Raw genomic sequence first — 16,770 nt, forward strand, 5'->3', positions numbered from 1 at the left:
ACTACTCTTAGCGGTTTCGCTTAATATTGTTACTTTGTTGAGTATTAATATTATTGCTATTAATACTGTTGCTATTGATGCTGTCTTGTTGCCAAAAATCAAAAAAATTAAACCATTGCAGTGGGTAACGTGCACAGTATTTCTCTAATGTTTCAGCGTATTTTTTTACTAATTTACTTAACTCAAGGTCACGTGTTTTTCTACGCCAGTGCACACCCGGAGATAGCTCTTCAAAAATTAAATCATATGCATGTTTGCTCGATGAAGCTGCCTTTAAGCAAAACATCATTAACACCGGACATTGCAATATTCCGGCAAGAATAAAAGGCCCTTGAGAGAATGGTGCTTGTTCACCTAAAAAGTCATGATAAATAACGCGGCTAGCCACCGTGGTGGAGGTTCTATCACCGGCAATAACAACATATTCACCTTGGTTGATTTTTTCTTGCAGCATAATCGCAAGAGCTGGCCCCATTTCAGTGACTTCAATTAGGTTTACTTTAACGTCGCTATTTAAACTATTAATCAGCTCATTAAATTGCTGGGCATGTTCGGTAAATACTAATACGTTAAAACAGGCACCGGTATTGTCGTTAGCTAACGCACGGCATACCTCAAGATTACCTAAGTGTGAGCCGATGATTAACGCGCCTTTATTTGCCACAAGTAAGGGTTCAAAAATAGCATAGTTAATATGATTAATAGAGTTCATGCTGATTTTCCCTAACCAGACATCCACTTTATCTAAAGCGGCAAAACCCATGGCTAAAAAGTGTTTAAAGCTAAGCCATAGGTTAGGTTTTTTCGCTAAATAACCCGCTTGATGCAGTTTAGCCAAATACTTTTGTGACGCCGTTCGACTTGTTTTACCTGTGATAAAAAAATACAAAATAACAGGGTATAAGATAAGCAAGGCTAAATAGCGGCCGCCGTATTGATAAAACAGCAAAAATGTTTTTAAACCAAGTTTTGAGCCACGTTCACCCATTGATGACCAATGACTAGTTGTCGTCATGAGTAATACCTTGCTCTACTTTGTTAGCGGTTTGGTTTTTGTGTGTTTCTGCTTTTGGCTTTGATTCTGTCTTGAACGTGGATTTAACTTTTGATTTTAGCAATCTACTCATCACTAAATAGGGTAATCGTACCAACATGCCAATAACTAAGCGGGTATGCAGCCAGCTAATTAGTACATTATCATGTAAAGCTCTAAAGTGAGATTGGCCATCTTCGGGGTAATCCACTTTGGTTGGTATAAACTTTATATCAACATTGCGCCAAAAAAGACGCACCATAATTTCAATATCAAAGTCCATGCGTTTACCTAGACTGACCTGATTTATTAACTGACAACTAGTGGCCAATGGATAAACTCGAAAGCCACACATGGTATCTTTTACTTGCAGGGACAATGTTTCAATATGCACCCAAAAGTGCGTGATAGAGCGCCCCCATAAACGGCCCTTAGGAATACTGTCATCGTATACCGGTTTACCACTGATTAACGCCAGCGGATATTTTACCGACAATGCTAGTAAGGCCTCAATATCATTAAGGTCATGTTGTCCATCCGCATCTACTTGTAAAGCATGGCTAAAACCCAGCTTTTGCGCAGCCATTAAACCGGTGATAACCGCGCCGCCTTTGCCTTGGTTTACTTGATGGCTTATTAAGTGAATATTATCATCGCCATCGCTAATTTCTACTAACACAGTACTGTGCTCTGCCGTGCTGGCATCATCAACAATAATTACCGCGATATTTTTTGCTAATAATGCGGCCGTGATTGGCGCCAACTTAGCACTATGATTAAAACTAGGTATAATTGCGCAAACAGTGCTGCTATCAATACTGTTGGTACTATCGGTATTACCACTCATTAGCCTAATACCACGCGCGCTGAAGCAAACTTATCGTCATCTTTGAAATAACAAAAGCTAAATTTTTCCGAATGTTTTTTCTCTATAACAAGCTGTACTTGCATCTCAGGTAAGAGTAGTTTTTGAAATTTCAAGACACTAATATTTAGCACATCACCTGACATAGCTAAATATTCACGAGCAAAGGTAATAGCCCAATCTAATTGCACCACACCTGGCACCACGGCAACATCATCAAAGTGACCTTTGAAACATCTTAACTGTGCATTTATTTTTAAATCTAATATCACAGAATCACTCGTTCGTTCTATGGCGGTAATACTCGGCAGTAGTTTTTGGGCATTGTTTTTCATTAATATTTGCTCATTCATCTTTATTCATTAAGGCAGATGCTCATTAAGTCATACTGATGAACCTTATTACTCGAGTTAAAAAGGGTTACTAATTCAGTTTTTACTAGCTTGCCTTGGCTATTAAAAGGCAGCTGCGCAACAAAACGCCACTTCCTTGGTAATAAGGACGGTTCAAATACTGACAGTAAGGCTTTTTTACAGCTATTGATTAACAACTTCTTTTCGCTTAAATCACTAGGTAGCGCATTGTTATTTTTTAAGGCTATTACCGCAACCAATGCGCTTTTATTTTGCAAGGTATCTAAAACAAAACAATGACAAGCATTAACATTTTCCAGGCTGATTAATTGGCTTTCCATTTCATCAAGGGACAGCCTTTTTTCATGTAACTTGATAATGCGGTCAACTCGACCCAGCAAGTTAAAAAATCGACCGTTGAGCTCAACTCTATCATCAGTTTTGTAACGCTCACCTTCAGCCAAAAAATTTGATGTTAATACTAAGGTGTCATCTTTGGCTAAGCTCACTTGGTGTTGTGGAAATAACTGCCATTGGACACTTTTACTTTGTTGTCGCCAAGCGATACCGCCGGTTTCCGTACTGCCATAAACTTCAGTAATAGTTTGCTGGTATTTGCTAAAAATTTCATCTGCAACATTTGCACTTAACGCCCCGCCCGAGCAGAAAACGCGCTGAATCTTTGTCATTGTTTGCGCTGAAAATTGCTGAGCCGTACGGGCTAAATAACTTGGACTTGAAATCAACAATAGTTTAGTGAAATTTTGACTGTACTGTTCAATTTGCTCTGGGTATTCAATCGTTTCACAAATAATTTGTTTATCGGTAAATACTGGCCAAATTAATTTAAACAACAAACCATAAATATGTTTATGGGTAACCGTCGACAAAATACAGCTGCTTTGCTCAGAAGTAAGCTGTTGAGGAGAAAGCGCCTGAGGAAACAGCTGCTCTAAACATTCAACTTCATTTGCTAGCTGGTACCAATACTTCTTAATGGCTTTGGCATCACCGGTCGAGCCTGAAGTAAACAAAGTGATAGTAGTGTTGGCATTAATATTAAGTGCTATTGGCGTTGAATCTTGGACCAAGCAGTCTTTATTAGGACTAAAATGTGCTAAAGGTTGCGACTGGTTACTTTCACCACTAACACTGTCAGTAATTATCCTGTCACCAATGGTGATATCGGCAAACTTAGCTGCCTGTTGTAACCGTTCAGCTTGTTCACTTTGTGCGAGCACAATATTTTTATCTGCTAATAAAAGGGCAAAAAAGTTTATACTGAATTGATAAAAATCATCCTGATATAACAGCCAATTTTCCTCGCTATAACTATTTATCTGTTGTGCTAAGGCTATGCATTCTTTTGCCCATTGTTGACCAGAAATACTCACTTCGCGCTGAATAAAGTTATTCTGCTTGTCGACAGGGAAAGTATAAAGATCAATTGTCATTAAGTTTTTGCACCCTTAACCTCACCAGATACTCGCCAGTAAAGAGCAGCGCCATTAAACAATAAGCAATGAAGCCATTGTAAATAGTCCACGTTTGTAAACTAGTAAATAAGGCGGTATAACAAGCAACGAAGCCATTGAGGATGAAAAAACCTAACCATACTTTAGTTACCGTACGTGTATAAATTACCGCATGATCTGGCAAATCAGCTTGAGTTAGCCGTGCAAGACGCTCAATGATGGGTGGAGGATTGACTAACGAATAGGAAAAAATCAAAGCCAAAGCGCTATTAATAATAACGGGATAAAACAACAAGCCCACTTCAATATCAAAAATAAAGCTACACAGTAAAAAGCTTAATACCAATACTGAAATCACTTTACTTGCTTTGGGGCCTAATACTTGCGCAGAATTATTCTTGATGCTGCTACTTTTTCTTAATATTAATAAACGAATAGAGAAAAGTAGCAACAGGATAAAGCTAACCCAGCGGATAGAAAACTCAGCTAAACCATAAAACACCACAAAGGGATAAACGAGCGTTACTAAGGCTAGAATTATTTTTACCACAAGGATTTTACCAACGTACTTTGATAGATAGTTTATCGTTAAGCAGCCAAAGAAATCTCAGCTAAGGCATTAACAATATCGCCTATAGTGCGAACTTGTTTAAATGACTCGGGGTCAATTTTTACACCGGTGAGTTCACGTAACTTAACAACTAAATCAACAGCATCAATGCTATCTAAATCCAACTCGTCATATAATTTAGCTTCTAAACTGATATCTTCAGCAGGAATTTCAAACTCATCAACTAAGAGTTCAGTTAACATTGAAAATATTTCTTCTTTACTTTGCATGCTCTTCTCAGTACTAATTTTGTTCGATAAAAAGAACTAGGTTATTAATTGAATAAAAGTGTTCTTTGGTTTTTTCTGAATTGGCTTCAATTTTTACATCGAAAGTTTTCTTAATTGCTAAACCAAGCTCTAGCGCATCAATCGAGTCTAAGCCTAAGCCTTCACCAAATAATGGTTCGCTATCAACAATGTCCTCAGGAGATATATCTTCTAGGTCAAGCGTTTCAATAATTAATGATTTTAATGTTGCTTTAAGATCAGTCATTAAGTTTTAGTTCCTTACAAAAATACTGCTGTGTTGCTCGAGTCAATGCACGCACGGCTAAAGAGGGGTTTTGCTCATCAAAATGCACACTGTTATCAATGATTGCTTTAGCTGTCAAAGTGATAACAAACTTTTTATCCGGCACATCATACCACGATTTATTTTTAGTTAATGTACTTGGCTGTACTGAAATGAATATTGGTTGATAATTTGCTTGGCAGCGCACAGCGATATTCGCAGCCCCTCTTTTAAAGTGCAGAGGTTGGCCAATTTCGCTACGGGTACCTTCAGGGAAAACCACAATATTACAGCCCGAAGCCAAGCTTTTTTTGCAATCAATAAAGAGTTGCTCAGCGCTTTCATTGTCAATATAGCCCACTCGTTTTACTACCCCCCGTAAAAAGGGATTAGTAAATAATGATGACTTAACTACACAATCGGCATTAGGTAAGTAGGCAATAATTAGAATGACATCAATAAGTGACGGGTGATTAGCAATAACCACATGCTCGCGTAAGTTTTCCAGCTGGGTAAAGTTTTCTAATTTGACGCTGAGCACACCAAAGAACTTCATCATAACAACAAAGAATCGAAATGCTTTATGTATGGTATAGCGCGCAACTTTACTGCGTTTACTTTTATCCTTGATAAATAACGTTTGTAGCGGAAATATAATCGAAGAAATAAATAGCGCGCCTAAGCCAAAGCTAACGAAGCACAGACCAGTGGCAAACAAACGCCAATAATAATTCGCTAGCTGCATGACTTAAAGTCCAGTGAGATCAAATAGTTGCCACTTGCTATTGTTTGATTGTTTTTACTGTAAAAATGTCGAATGAAGCTCAACTCTGCTGGCGAGGTATTTTCACTGTCTGCTTTAGCGTTATTTAAGGCAATATCAATAGCGGCCAAATTATGATTTTCTCTTTTACTCGAGAGGATCATAGTGATGCAACGAGCGGGTTTTTCCTGCTCAAATTGTCGATATTCCTCGGGTACATCTAAGTCACAATAACTATAAATAACCTGGGTATTAGTTTGCTGACACTGCATGCTAGCTTCAATAAGACCTTCAAAAAAAGTGTTAGCTCCGGCGCTTATGGTAGTAGTTGCCGCAGTATTATTGGTTGCTATGCTAAATAATCCCGAGGTGGCGTTATGGACTGACAAGGCGAATTTGGTCGGTGATAAGTCTTCACCTAAGGCCGCATCTTTAATTAACGTGATTGTTTTGGCTAAATCACCATGCTGAGAAGCAAATATTAAGGGTAAGTTTTGGCTTAATGCTGCTGGAATATCCAAACAATGTAGAGCAATCTTACTAAATGGGCTTAATCGTCTTAATTGCCCCTTAGGATAATACTGAGGCTTGGGAATGATAAAGTCTTCTGCTAGCTTTAATTCGTTATTCGCCCATGAAGTTAGCGATAAGCTATTATCTAGCCCTTGTAGCCATACATTAATATTTTTTATATAAACTTTCATTATTATTTCGTAGTAACTACTTGTCTTAGATCGTTTTTATTTTATTACCGGGCACTTTACCAAAATGCTATTTAGTCTACAAACTTGTTTGCCGAGATAATGACAATAACAACAGAAAATAAGACCAATAATATTTGATTCCTTATATGTAAATGATCTTAAAAAAAACCTATTGTAGAGTAAAAGTACCAGCACTGTCACTGGCAAGAGCAGGGGTTATTTCGCCATTTTATTGGTTTTGATTTAAAATGCCAACTCACCACTGTGATAGTATAACTGAAAGGTCGAAGCCCCATTGCCGCCCTGCCTCCTTATTCAACTTGACCAACTTAATTTAACTTAACCTTCTTTTAGCAAGTAGAGAGCCTTATGAAATTTTTACATACCATGGTACGCGTAAGCGATTTAGACAAATCCCTTGATTTTTATATCGATAAACTGGGTTTGATTGAGACTAGAAGAACTGAAGTAGCCGCGGGTAAATTTACCTTAGTGTACTTAGCCACTGAAATTGGCGGCCCTGAAGTTGAACTGACTTACAACTGGGGATCTACCGAAGAATACTCTGCCGGACGTAGTTTCGGCCACTTAGCTTTTGAAGTTGATGACATTTATCAAACATGTCAAAAATTACAAGACGCAGGCATAACGATTAACCGCCCTCCACGTTGTGGTCACATGGCCTTTGTTAACTCCCCTGATGGTATTGCTATCGAATTATTACAAAAAAATGGCTCTCTAGCGCCCCTAGAGCCGTGGTTAAGTATGGAAAACACCGGCAGTTGGTAATAGCTCATAAGTAATAAGTAAAATAAAAAATATTTATCTTACTTATTATACTACTGCGTACCTCTGCTATTACTTGTACCCTTTACCAATCAAGATGCATGTTACAGAGTGCTTGAGCACTTTGAATGGTAACGGGTAAAGCTACTTTAATACTGACATTAAACTGCTGTGTGCATCGGTCCATAATACCTTGTTAGCTTCATCATCAGGCCAATCGCTTTGATATGCTCTAACAAGAACATCACTCATCAATTGCTCATTTTTACTTAACCAAACCCATTGAGTATCATGCTCATGTGCCTGCTGAGCGCTGGTATGAAAGTATCGGATAGCCATCTGTTGATCTGCTGCTAAGCCACGCATTAAAGGTAGTAAATTTAAGTGACTGTTCGAGACATGAATGACAATAACGCCATAATCACTCATATTTTTTAAGTAAAGAGCGATCGCTTCTTGGGTCAATAAATGTTGTGGAATACTGTCACCCGAAAAAGCATCGACGACTAACAGATCGAAAAGCGGCCTTGCTTCACCTACTGTATCTTGCGTTAATGAAACACGCGCATCACCAAGCAGTAAGTTGATATCTGCCGCAGAGTCATCTAAGTAAGTAAAATAGCTTGTTGCTGCCTCAATCACTGCCGGATTTAATTCATAAAAGGTAAAGTTATCTCCCTTTTTACCATAGGCTGCCAACGTCCCTGCGCCTAAACCGACAAAGCCAACATTGACAGAGCTAGCTGATTTTAATGTTAACTGTTTATAATGGCGCATTTGTGCAAAAGCGAGCGCTACACCTGTTTCTTTACGGTAATAGCTTAAAGGAGTATAACGCTTACTTTCTTGTTGAGACTGAGTGCCATGAGATGTACTGCCATCAATTAATCGGCGTTCAACTTCATTACCCACCTTGATATCTTTAACACTTAAAATTCCATAGAAATTACGTTCGCTATGAATGTCATTCTTTATAAATAATTGATTGAAATAGACAAACAGCACCGATAGTAAAACAAAAGCGGTCAAACTGAGCGGCAATAACCATTTATTCTGGCAGCGCAACACCCAGCATGAACAAGCAAAAAGTAAAAATAGCATTAACACCGCAAGAGGGAATTCTAAGAATTGGTCAAATATATTCTGCGCAACAAAGGCAACAAAGGCACTGCCTAAAAAGCCGCCTAATGACAGTACTAAATAGAATAGGGTTAAGCCATTAGCGCCCGGTTTTAATCGCGCCAATTCACCATGGCAGATCATACAAGCGGTAAATAAAATACAAGAATAAATGACCAGCTGCGAAATGATGTCAAATTGAGAGCCAATGAAAAACATAAAAATTGCTAAGACCGCAGTCAAACTGAATAAAGCAAACCAATAGGAACGAACATACCATTTAGGGCTATGAAAGCTGATGATAAAGGTTAGCAAATACAGGCAAAGTGGTAGTATCCATAAAAAGGGTACCGGCGGGATATTCTGGGTCATGGCATTAGTTGTCGAGACCAATAATATTACACCTAAGCCCGACAGCCCTGCCCACAACGCTAAATACACCTTACTGATACTGTCATTATTATTTAGCTCACTCGTCATCATAACAACGTCAAGTTCTGGACTGGAAAGCTGTCCATAAACTCTTTTCATCACCAAGATAAAAAGCATCACATAAATAGCGTAAATAACGGACCATAATAGCGATTGGTTCGCAGAGGTAAGTAAAGGCTCAAAGACAAAAGGAAAACTCAATAACGCTAGCAATGAAGAAAAATTAGACAAGGAGTACAGTTTGTATGGTAGCCTTTCCTTATCAACAAAAGTTAACCAGCGCTGAACCAAAGGTCCGGTACTTGCCAGTAAAAAATAAGGGAAACCTACGGCAAGTACCAACTGGATCAAAATGGAGGCAAGGGGTGACTCTGTTAATAGGTTATTTTCACTGCTGATACTTTGAGATAAGCCAATGGGCAAGACCAGTAAACTCGCCAGCAGCAAAGTGGTGTGCAGTAAAAACTGTGTTTTAACTACTTTTATTTTGCTGAGTTTATGGGCATAGAAGTAACCAAGTAATAAAAATGCTTGAAAGAATAGCAAGCAAGCCGTCCATACCGCTGCGCCGCCACCATAGTAAGGTAAAATTACTTTGGCTATTAAGGGTTGCACTTGAAACAATAAAAAGGCACCGACAAAAATCAGTGATAAAAAAAGCATAAAGACTCTAAAGACATTGGTTAAAAATTATGACGCGAATGGTAACTAAGATGACTGAAAAAGTATATTGTGCTCAGCATTTATCTCCCGCTTAACTTTCTATTTAGCTCTCTTTTGGCAAGTCAGCAGCATGCTGTTATGATACCGCCATTATTTATTACCTCTAAGCAGACATGGCCCTTAAAGCAACTATATACAAAGCCAATATCGAACTTGCCGATATGGATCGTAATTATTACGACAGCTTGCAACTTACCATCGCCCAACACCCTTCTGAAACGCCACAACGAGTAATGGTGCGTTTAATGGCGTTTATCCTCAATGCTCACCAAGACTTAAGGTTTGGAAAAGGTTTGAGTGATGAAACCGAAGCCGCACTTTGGCAAGTTAATTACAGTGATGAAATTAGCCTGTGGATTGAACTAGGACAGCTAGATGAAAAGCGCCTGAAAAAAGCCTGTAATCAAGCAAAAGCGGTAAAACTTTATTGTTATGGCACCAGCGTGAAAACTTGGTGGTCACAAGTTGAGCAAAACATGAATAAATTTGCACGCTTAACCATAGAGCAATTCGAGCCAAGTACCTGTGAAGCTTTAGTTAAGCTACTTAGCCGAAACATGGATTTTCAATGCAGTATTCAAGATGGCCAAATGTGGTTAACTTCCGGTGAAGAAACCCTATTGGTTGAAACCATAAAACTCAAGTAAGAGACTCGCCTTTCATGACTAAAAGAACGACAAAAATAATGACTAGCTCCCATACTAAAATGCGCTTAAAGCCAGTTGTCTTAGCAACATCACTAACGCTCCTCTCGCTAGCCAGTTTATCGCTAACAGGCTGTAGTAATATAGATTTTGGCTCTGGCGAGAATAGCCAGCAAAGTGTTGAGGCGAACATAGATAACACCATCACCCTAGGGCAAGTGACTAAAGATGTTACCTACCTAGCCAGTGACGACCTTAAAGGCAGAAATAATTTCAGCTTGGAAATCCGCCAAGCAGCTGACTTTATCGCTAAACGCTTTAATGAAGTTGGCCTAGTGCCCGCACAGAGCGCGCCAAACTTTAAACAATATTATTCAGTGCAAAAGATAACCCCGGCTGCACTTAGTGTTGAAATTAATGGTCAAGTTATTGCCAGTGAATCATTAGCAATGGCAACAACAGAAGCAGACATTTCATGGCAGCTTAGCTCTGGCAGTAAAGGCCAAACGGTCAATACGGTAAAGATTGGTGAAAATGACAATTTACGTAAGTCGCTACGTGAATTAAATAACCAAGGTGGTCAACACCTCGTTTTGCTACACCCAAAACATGAAAAGAGCTTCAAGCGTTATCAAAGTTATTTTGCCCGCGGCTTAACTAAGCTAGTTACTGCTGCGGAAAGTGAAAAGGCAAAAGGCGGTGTGATTGTTATCGCGTTAACAGATATTAGTAAAGTAAAAACCTTTACCGTTAAAGGCTCTGCCCAAGTTTCTGATACCCGCTTAAATAATGTTGTTGGCATTATACCCGGTAAAAGTAAGCCAAATGAGATTGTACTTTATTCCGCACATTATGATCACTTAGGTGTTAAACCGAGTGTTGATGGAACACCTAGCAATAAAGCCCAGCAAGGTAATCAAATATTTAATGGTGCCGATGATGATGCCTCAGGTGTTTCCGCCATTATCAATTTAGCCAATCATTTTGCCAAAATGGGCAATAATGAAAGAACCTTAATGTTCGCCGCTTTTAGTGCAGAAGAGATTGGTGGTTTTGGCTCTCGTCATTTTTCTAGCCAAGTAGACCCACAGCAAATTACCGCCATGATTAACATTGAGATGATTGGTAAACCTGCGGTCTTTGGTGAAGGTACTGTCTGGATGACGGGTATGGAGAGATCAAATTTAGGTGAGCAATTAAACCAAGTATTGGCACCTCAAAACTTAAAAGTTTATGCCGACCCTTACCCTAAACAAAACTTATTCTATCGCTCTGATAATGCCACCTTAGCTCGACTAGGTGTTCCAGCACATAGCTTTAGTAGTACTCAGCTAGACAAAGATCAGCATTATCATCAAGTCACCGATGATATTAACAGCTTGAATCTACCATCCATGTTGCAAGTTATTAAAATGTTGGCAATAGCTACAACGCCACTGGTTGACGGCTCAATTACACCTTCACGTATTGATGCTAACAAAGTAAAACGCAACGGACTTATTTACTAGGTGCTGTTACTAGGCTCTTTTGCTAGGAATATTAGCTAAAGGCTTAGTTCATTTAATGAGTTAAAGAGCAATGATTGTCGCTAGCAAGTTAACTAACTTAAGCTAAGCGGCAATCACTTCTAATGGACAACGCAACTGGTATTCCAAGCGATTTTTCTTTTCTACTTGAAAGCCATGACGCAAGTACAATCCCCTAGCAGGATTTTTCAATAAAACATTTAAGGTGATCGGTAAGCATAACTGCAAAGCCCGCTTTTTTACTACCGTAAGTACCTTACTGCCAACACCCTTACCTTGATATTTAGGCATGATTTGTAACTGCCTAATGTGCAAACTTTTATGGGTATTATTAAGAGCAACTACGCCCATTTTTACTAAACCAATGGGCTTACGGTCCGCTAAAACAATGTGACTTTCATAATAATGATCTTTGATTTGGACTAAATGCTGTTCGTCGGTCATACGAATACCTGCCGCAAGTAAATGCTGAGTCATGGTTTTTCGACGTAATGACAGTAAAAAGTCTATATCTTCATTTTTAACTTTTCGAAAGCCAAGGGTAAATTTCATTAATTAGGTTTCCATTTACGCTTAGAAGTATTGTTATCACTAAGTTTACTTGCTTTATACCTTACACGTCACCTATTGGTCGTGATTTTATACCAATCTATCGAGCTTTTATTGAATTAGCCCTACACCTTAAGGCACACTGTAGGCAATACAATTAATATAAGAAACATGAGAATCGTATGACCTTTAAAAAATCCCTGTTAGTTGTTGCAGTCGCAACCGCTTTATTGAGTGCATGCTCTGCAGAAAAAGTTGCCCTACAAGACAATAATAAACACACTGCTGCTGCTGCTGAAAATACTACCGCGACAACAACACAAACAGCCTCAGAGCAGGCTAATGAGTTATTCGATACTATTTTCAAACAAGGCGTTGATCGTAACCCGGTAAGACAAACTTATTTAGGTATTAAAAAAGATTACGACAAGTGGAATGATTTTTCAGAAGAAAATGCTGCACAAGAGCTTGCCTTTGCCAAAGAAAATCTAGCGTTAATAAAAGCAATTGACGTTTCGACTCTGGATGCACAAACGCAAATAAGTCATGGCTTATACATACAAAACTTTGAAAACCATATTGCTGATTACAAATGGCGCTTTCATAACTACCCAGTAAATCAAATGTTTGGTACACATTCACAAATACCTGCCTTTTTAATTAACCAACATTCAATCAGTAATGTAAAAGAAGCTCAAGATTACATTGCCCGCGTACATGGCGCGAAAAAGCTTTTAACACAACTTGTTGAGCAGCTTAAATTACGTGAAGAAAGAGGCATTATTGCCCCTAAATTCGTTTTTCCTCACGTTATTAGAGATTCAAAAAACATTCTAGTTGGCGCCCCCTTTGATCAAGCAGAAAACAGCACCATTTTTGCCGACTTCACCCGTAAAGTGAACAAGCTAAGCATCAGCGATGAAGAAAAATCAGTCTTAATTGCTGAAGTAAAAACTGCATTAATTGACAGCTTAAAACCAGGTTACGAGCAATTAGTAACTTACTTAACAGCGCTTGAGCAAAAAGCTGACAACCGTGATGGCGCATGGAAATTCCCTGATGGCGAAGCCTTTTACAACAATGCTTTAAAACGTACTACCACTACAGACTTAACCTCAGAGCAAATTCATAACATTGGTTTAAGTGAAGTATCACGTATTCATGATGAAATGCGCGTTATCATGAAAAAAGTTGGCTTTAACGGCGACTTAAATGAATTTTTCGAATTTATGCGTAACGATAAACAGTTTTACTACCCTGCAACTGCAGAAGGAAAACAACGTTATATCGATGAAGCCGTTGCCCTTATCGATGATATGGAAGGCCGTTTAGACACCTTATTTTTAACCAAGCCAAAAGCAGCATTAAAAGTAAAAGCGGTTGAAGCCTTTAGAGAGCAATCTGCGGGTAAAGCATTTTATCAGCGCCCTGCTCCAGATGGCTCACGCCCGGGTATTTATTACGCCAACCTTTACGATATGGAAGCTATGCCCGTTTATCAAATGGCGGCCTTAGCGTACCACGAAGGTATTCCGGGTCATCATATGCAATTAGCTATCAAGCAAGAACTAACGGGTATTCCAATGTTCCGTAAATTTGGTGGTTATACTGCTCATACCGAAGGTTGGGGATTGTATTCAGAGATGATTCCAAAGGAAATTGGTTTATACCAAGACCCTTATTCTGATTTTGGTCGCCTAGCGATGGAACTATGGCGTGCATGTCGTTTAGTTGTTGATACGGGTATGCACACGCAAAAGTGGACCCTTAAGCAAGGTATAGAGTACTACACCAGCAATACTCCAAACTCGGTATCTGATGCTGTTAAAATGGTAGAGCGCCATGTAGTTATGCCATCACAAGCAACGGCTTATAAAATTGGTATGAACAAAATCATTGAACTACGCGAACATGCCAAGGTTGAGTTAGGTGATAAATTCGATATTCGTGAATTTCATGACGTCATTTTAAAAAATGGTCCTGTACCACTTAATATTTTAGCCGACTTAGTTAATGACTACATTAAAACTAAAAAAGCCTAATTGAGGTCTGTTAATGCAAAGTTTTAAACGCTTTCATTAACCCCTTATTTAAAAGTTAGAGCAAAAGTTAAAACTAAAGTAAAAATAAGAATCCGCACTTTTCAGTGCGGATTTTTTATTCTCAAACGTCAAAGTTACCCTTCGAGCCCCTGTTGAGCTAAAACAAATCTGATAACGGACTGCGTACACCATTCGCGCCATGTTCAATCACATGAGTGTATATTTGCGTAGTACGAATATCGGTATGACCTAATTGCTCTTGTACCGTTCTAATATCGGCTCCACGCTGTAATAAATGCGTGGCAAATGAATGACGTAATGTATGACAAGTAACATTTTTATCTATACCGCCATTTCTTGCTGCCACCTTAACTGCTTTCCTAAGGGTTGTTTCATCAATATGATGTCGACGCGCAAAACCTGTTTCGGGGTCTGTACTTAACCGGTTAGAGGGGAAAAGATAATGCCACTGCACATCATTACTGGCACGGGGGTTCTTTCTTGCTAAGGCATAAGGCAGCCAGACGCCTTTATAATCTGGGTTAAGTTGATCTTGCTGATATATTGATTGCACCATAGCGATTTGTACTTTCAATGACTCACACAACTCTTTAGCTAAAGTAACACGACGGTTTTTACCGCCCTTACCTTGCCAAATTTGAATCGCGTGAAAGTCAAAATCAATATCTTGAATCCTTAAACGGACTACCTCCATTAAACGTAAACCACTGCCATACATTAATTGGCACGGCAAAGCATAACGACTCACTATCTTTGTTAATAATGCCGTTACCTCGGCTTGGGTTAAGACCACAGGTAATTTTGTATGTTGTTTAGATTTATTAAAATTGAGCTCAAGAGTTAAGGGCTTTAAAAGAATTCCCCTATATAAAAAAACTAGAGCATTAAGCGCTATACCTTGCGTGTTAGGTGCAACATCAAGCTTGTTTGTTAAATAAGAGAGGAATTGCTCAACTTCCTTATCATGGCAGCTCAGAGGATGGCGCTGACCATTAAAGTTTATATAAGCTTTGATCCAATAAACATAGCTTTGAATCGTTCTCTTAGCATAACGCTTTAAACGCATCTTCTCGGATATATAATTTAAAAATGGAGATGCCATAATAACCTCAAACATATACTGTATACATGTACAGTATACCGTATTTCCTCCTTTCTACAAGAAAGCAGGAATAATTCCGCCTTTCACACATCAACCACTCTCACCTTGATTTTTAAGTCATTGATTCAAATTGAACAATAAAGTAATCTCTTGGTATTATAAAATTAGAGACGATTAATCTCATCTTGTAGAAAGAAGGGATTTTGCCTCTTAATAAACTGTTATATGCTAATAAAAATAAGCTTAAAATGAAGTGCTTTTTAGTTCAGTGTTTTTCGCTAAAACTGGTTTGGTGTTATCACTAATAAGCATTGCCTTTTATACCTTTTTCAAAGGTGGCAATACTATTAATTCTGTTTTACCTTTCGCGTGTAGCGTAAAAATTCACGGTCAGGTTTTATTATTACGGGTGGCTTAATATCGTGCAGTGGTTGGTTTAACCACCGCTGCATATAACAAGTTGCTCAAACGGACAAATAAAAGTTGACTGCGCTTCGCGCATTATAGCCAACTCTTATTTGCCCCTTAGCAAAGCGTTATAAGTAATCAAAGTATTGGAGTCATGGATGAATCTAAGAAGCTTTTCAATTAGACGTTTTTTACTATTATCGTTTATATTTAATTTACCGCCAATCCTCGCAATCACAAAAATTGGTCTTCTATTTTTGCCTTTATTATTCTGGGCTAATATACCTGTTTTGTGGACTGGTATTGCAACTGCTATGGGTAATACTCACTTCGAGATAAAGGAGTTTGGTGCATTACCGCAAACTGTTTCGGCATATGCAATAATCATTACCTTTTGCCTTTTAATCGCGGCTTTAATTACTCTAATAGCTAGTAAAACTAAGTCGGAGTAAATTACTTATAACAAGGCACTCAAAAGGACAAATAACAGTTGGTTTTTGCTCCTCCGTCGCTTATTTTAACCAACTATTATTTGCCTCTTAGTGAGGCGTTATAAGTCAGTGTTACCCATAATTAGTGGACACCTTCTATAGTTAGATTACGTCTAACAATGAGGTGACATATGACTAAGAAACAAACCCAAGCTTATACTGAAGAGTTTCGCAAAGAAGCCGTTCGTCGAGCTGAGCAAAAAGGCAATACTGCAGCGTCTGTTGGTAGAGAGCTAGGCATTAGCGCACAACAAATCTATAACTGGCGTCGCCAGTTTAATCGCCTGTCAGATAAACAATTCAACTCACTTCATGGTGTCGATTACTCCAAAAAAGAAACGGAAGAAGTACGTCAGTTAAAGCGTAAGCTTCATGATTTAGAGGAAGAGAATGAATTCCTAAAAAAGGCTACTGCGTACTTTGCGAAGCACCAAGAGTAAAGTACGCGCTGATTGATGAGTTCAAGCAGCGATTCACTGTGGTGCTGATGTGTCGTGCTTTGAAGGTTTCACGTTCAGGCTTTTATCGCTGGTTAACCTGCCCAGATAATCGGTGGAAGTTAAAGCGCCGATTGATAACGGCTAATGTGTTAGAAGTATATGGCACGTTTA

At 38.7% G+C, this 16,770-nt stretch carries 17 protein-coding genes; 5 read left to right on the top strand and 12 right to left on the bottom strand.

Features of this window, described 5'->3' with window-relative positions:
* Nucleotides 1-7 precede the first annotated feature (7 nt).
* From HRT55_RS17815 to HRT55_RS17855, 9 genes are read right to left on the bottom strand one after another with little or no spacing between them, the layout of a single operon-like run.
* Nucleotides 8-1,015 carry an acyltransferase gene (locus HRT55_RS17815; RefSeq protein ID WP_291623377.1) on the bottom strand — a complete coding sequence of 336 codons (1,008 nt, stop codon included), beginning with the start codon at nt 1,013-1,015 and terminating at the stop codon, nt 8-10.
* Nucleotides 1,002-1,880: a glycosyltransferase family 2 protein gene (locus HRT55_RS17820; protein WP_287206623.1), complete on the bottom strand. Its 879-nt coding sequence runs from the start codon at nt 1,878-1,880 to the stop codon at nt 1,002-1,004. The genes HRT55_RS17815 and HRT55_RS17820 overlap by 14 nt, the downstream gene beginning before the upstream one ends.
* Nucleotides 1,880-2,251: a thioester dehydrase gene (locus HRT55_RS17825; RefSeq protein WP_287206621.1), complete on the bottom strand. Its 372-nt coding sequence runs from the start codon at nt 2,249-2,251 to the stop codon at nt 1,880-1,882. The genes HRT55_RS17820 and HRT55_RS17825 overlap by 1 nt, the downstream gene beginning before the upstream one ends.
* A 2-nt stretch (nt 2,252-2,253) precedes the next feature.
* On the bottom strand, nt 2,254-3,705 hold the full coding sequence (locus HRT55_RS17830) for a class I adenylate-forming enzyme family protein (RefSeq protein WP_291623380.1): 1,452 nt from the start codon (nt 3,703-3,705) through the stop codon (nt 2,254-2,256).
* Nucleotides 3,695-4,276 carry a hypothetical protein gene (locus HRT55_RS17835; protein WP_291623383.1) on the bottom strand — a complete coding sequence of 194 codons (582 nt, stop codon included), beginning with the start codon at nt 4,274-4,276 and terminating at the stop codon, nt 3,695-3,697. Before HRT55_RS17835 ends, HRT55_RS17830 begins: the two co-directional genes overlap by 11 nt.
* Before the next feature lie 38 nt (nt 4,277-4,314).
* Complete coding sequence (locus HRT55_RS17840) at nt 4,315-4,566, bottom strand: acyl carrier protein (protein WP_291623384.1); 252 nt, start codon at nt 4,564-4,566, stop codon at nt 4,315-4,317.
* Between the two features lie 13 nt (nt 4,567-4,579).
* A complete protein-coding gene (locus HRT55_RS17845) occupies nt 4,580-4,831 on the bottom strand; it encodes a phosphopantetheine-binding protein (protein ID WP_291623386.1) in 252 nt (83 codons plus the stop codon).
* On the bottom strand, nt 4,824-5,594 hold the full coding sequence (locus tag HRT55_RS17850; RefSeq protein WP_291623388.1) for a 1-acyl-sn-glycerol-3-phosphate acyltransferase: 771 nt from the start codon (nt 5,592-5,594) through the stop codon (nt 4,824-4,826). Before HRT55_RS17850 ends, HRT55_RS17845 begins: the two co-directional genes overlap by 8 nt.
* A complete protein-coding gene (locus HRT55_RS17855) occupies nt 5,585-6,316 on the bottom strand; it encodes a beta-ketoacyl synthase chain length factor (protein WP_291623390.1) in 732 nt (243 codons plus the stop codon). The genes HRT55_RS17850 and HRT55_RS17855 overlap by 10 nt, the downstream gene beginning before the upstream one ends.
* 369 nt (nt 6,317-6,685) lie before the next feature.
* On the opposite strand from HRT55_RS17855, the gene HRT55_RS17860 reads away from it, so the two are divergent.
* A complete protein-coding gene (locus tag HRT55_RS17860; RefSeq protein ID WP_291623392.1) occupies nt 6,686-7,105 on the top strand; it encodes a VOC family protein in 420 nt (139 codons plus the stop codon).
* A gap of 141 nt (nt 7,106-7,246) precedes the next feature.
* On the opposite strand, the gene HRT55_RS17865 is transcribed toward HRT55_RS17860, so the two are convergent.
* Nucleotides 7,247-9,316, bottom strand: coding sequence for a fused MFS/spermidine synthase (locus tag HRT55_RS17865; RefSeq protein ID WP_291623395.1), 2,070 nt, complete (start codon nt 9,314-9,316; stop codon nt 7,247-7,249).
* A 173-nt stretch (nt 9,317-9,489) separates the two neighbouring features.
* On the opposite strand from HRT55_RS17865, the gene HRT55_RS17870 reads away from it, so the two are divergent.
* Nucleotides 9,490-10,023: a YaeQ family protein gene (locus HRT55_RS17870; RefSeq protein WP_291623397.1), complete on the top strand. Its 534-nt coding sequence runs from the start codon at nt 9,490-9,492 to the stop codon at nt 10,021-10,023.
* 14 nt (nt 10,024-10,037) lie between these two features.
* On the top strand, nt 10,038-11,528 hold the full coding sequence (locus tag HRT55_RS17875) for a M20/M25/M40 family metallo-hydrolase (protein WP_291623399.1): 1,491 nt from the start codon (nt 10,038-10,040) through the stop codon (nt 11,526-11,528).
* 102 nt (nt 11,529-11,630) lie between these two features.
* Here HRT55_RS17875 and HRT55_RS17880 read toward each other — a convergent pair whose 3' ends face one another.
* On the bottom strand, nt 11,631-12,098 hold the full coding sequence (locus HRT55_RS17880) for a GNAT family N-acetyltransferase (RefSeq protein ID WP_291623401.1): 468 nt from the start codon (nt 12,096-12,098) through the stop codon (nt 11,631-11,633).
* Between the two features lie 179 nt (nt 12,099-12,277).
* Between HRT55_RS17880 and HRT55_RS17885 the strand changes: the two genes are divergently transcribed.
* Complete coding sequence (locus HRT55_RS17885; protein ID WP_291623403.1) at nt 12,278-14,137, top strand: DUF885 family protein; 1,860 nt, start codon at nt 12,278-12,280, stop codon at nt 14,135-14,137.
* 157 nt (nt 14,138-14,294) lie between these two features.
* Here HRT55_RS17885 and HRT55_RS17890 read toward each other — a convergent pair whose 3' ends face one another.
* Nucleotides 14,295-15,260 carry an integron integrase gene (locus tag HRT55_RS17890; protein ID WP_291623405.1) on the bottom strand — a complete coding sequence of 322 codons (966 nt, stop codon included), beginning with the start codon at nt 15,258-15,260 and terminating at the stop codon, nt 14,295-14,297.
* A gap of 1,030 nt (nt 15,261-16,290) precedes the next feature.
* Between HRT55_RS17890 and HRT55_RS17895 the strand changes: the two genes are divergently transcribed.
* Nucleotides 16,291-16,599 (top strand): transposase, encoded by a 309-nt coding sequence (locus HRT55_RS17895; RefSeq protein WP_033092918.1) that lies wholly within the window; start codon nt 16,291-16,293, stop codon nt 16,597-16,599.
* The last annotated feature ends 171 nt before the right edge of the window (nt 16,600-16,770 follow it).

The organism is Colwellia sp., assembly GCF_013214175.1.
In the GTDB taxonomy this organism is placed as follows: domain Bacteria; phylum Pseudomonadota; class Gammaproteobacteria; order Enterobacterales; family Alteromonadaceae; genus Colwellia.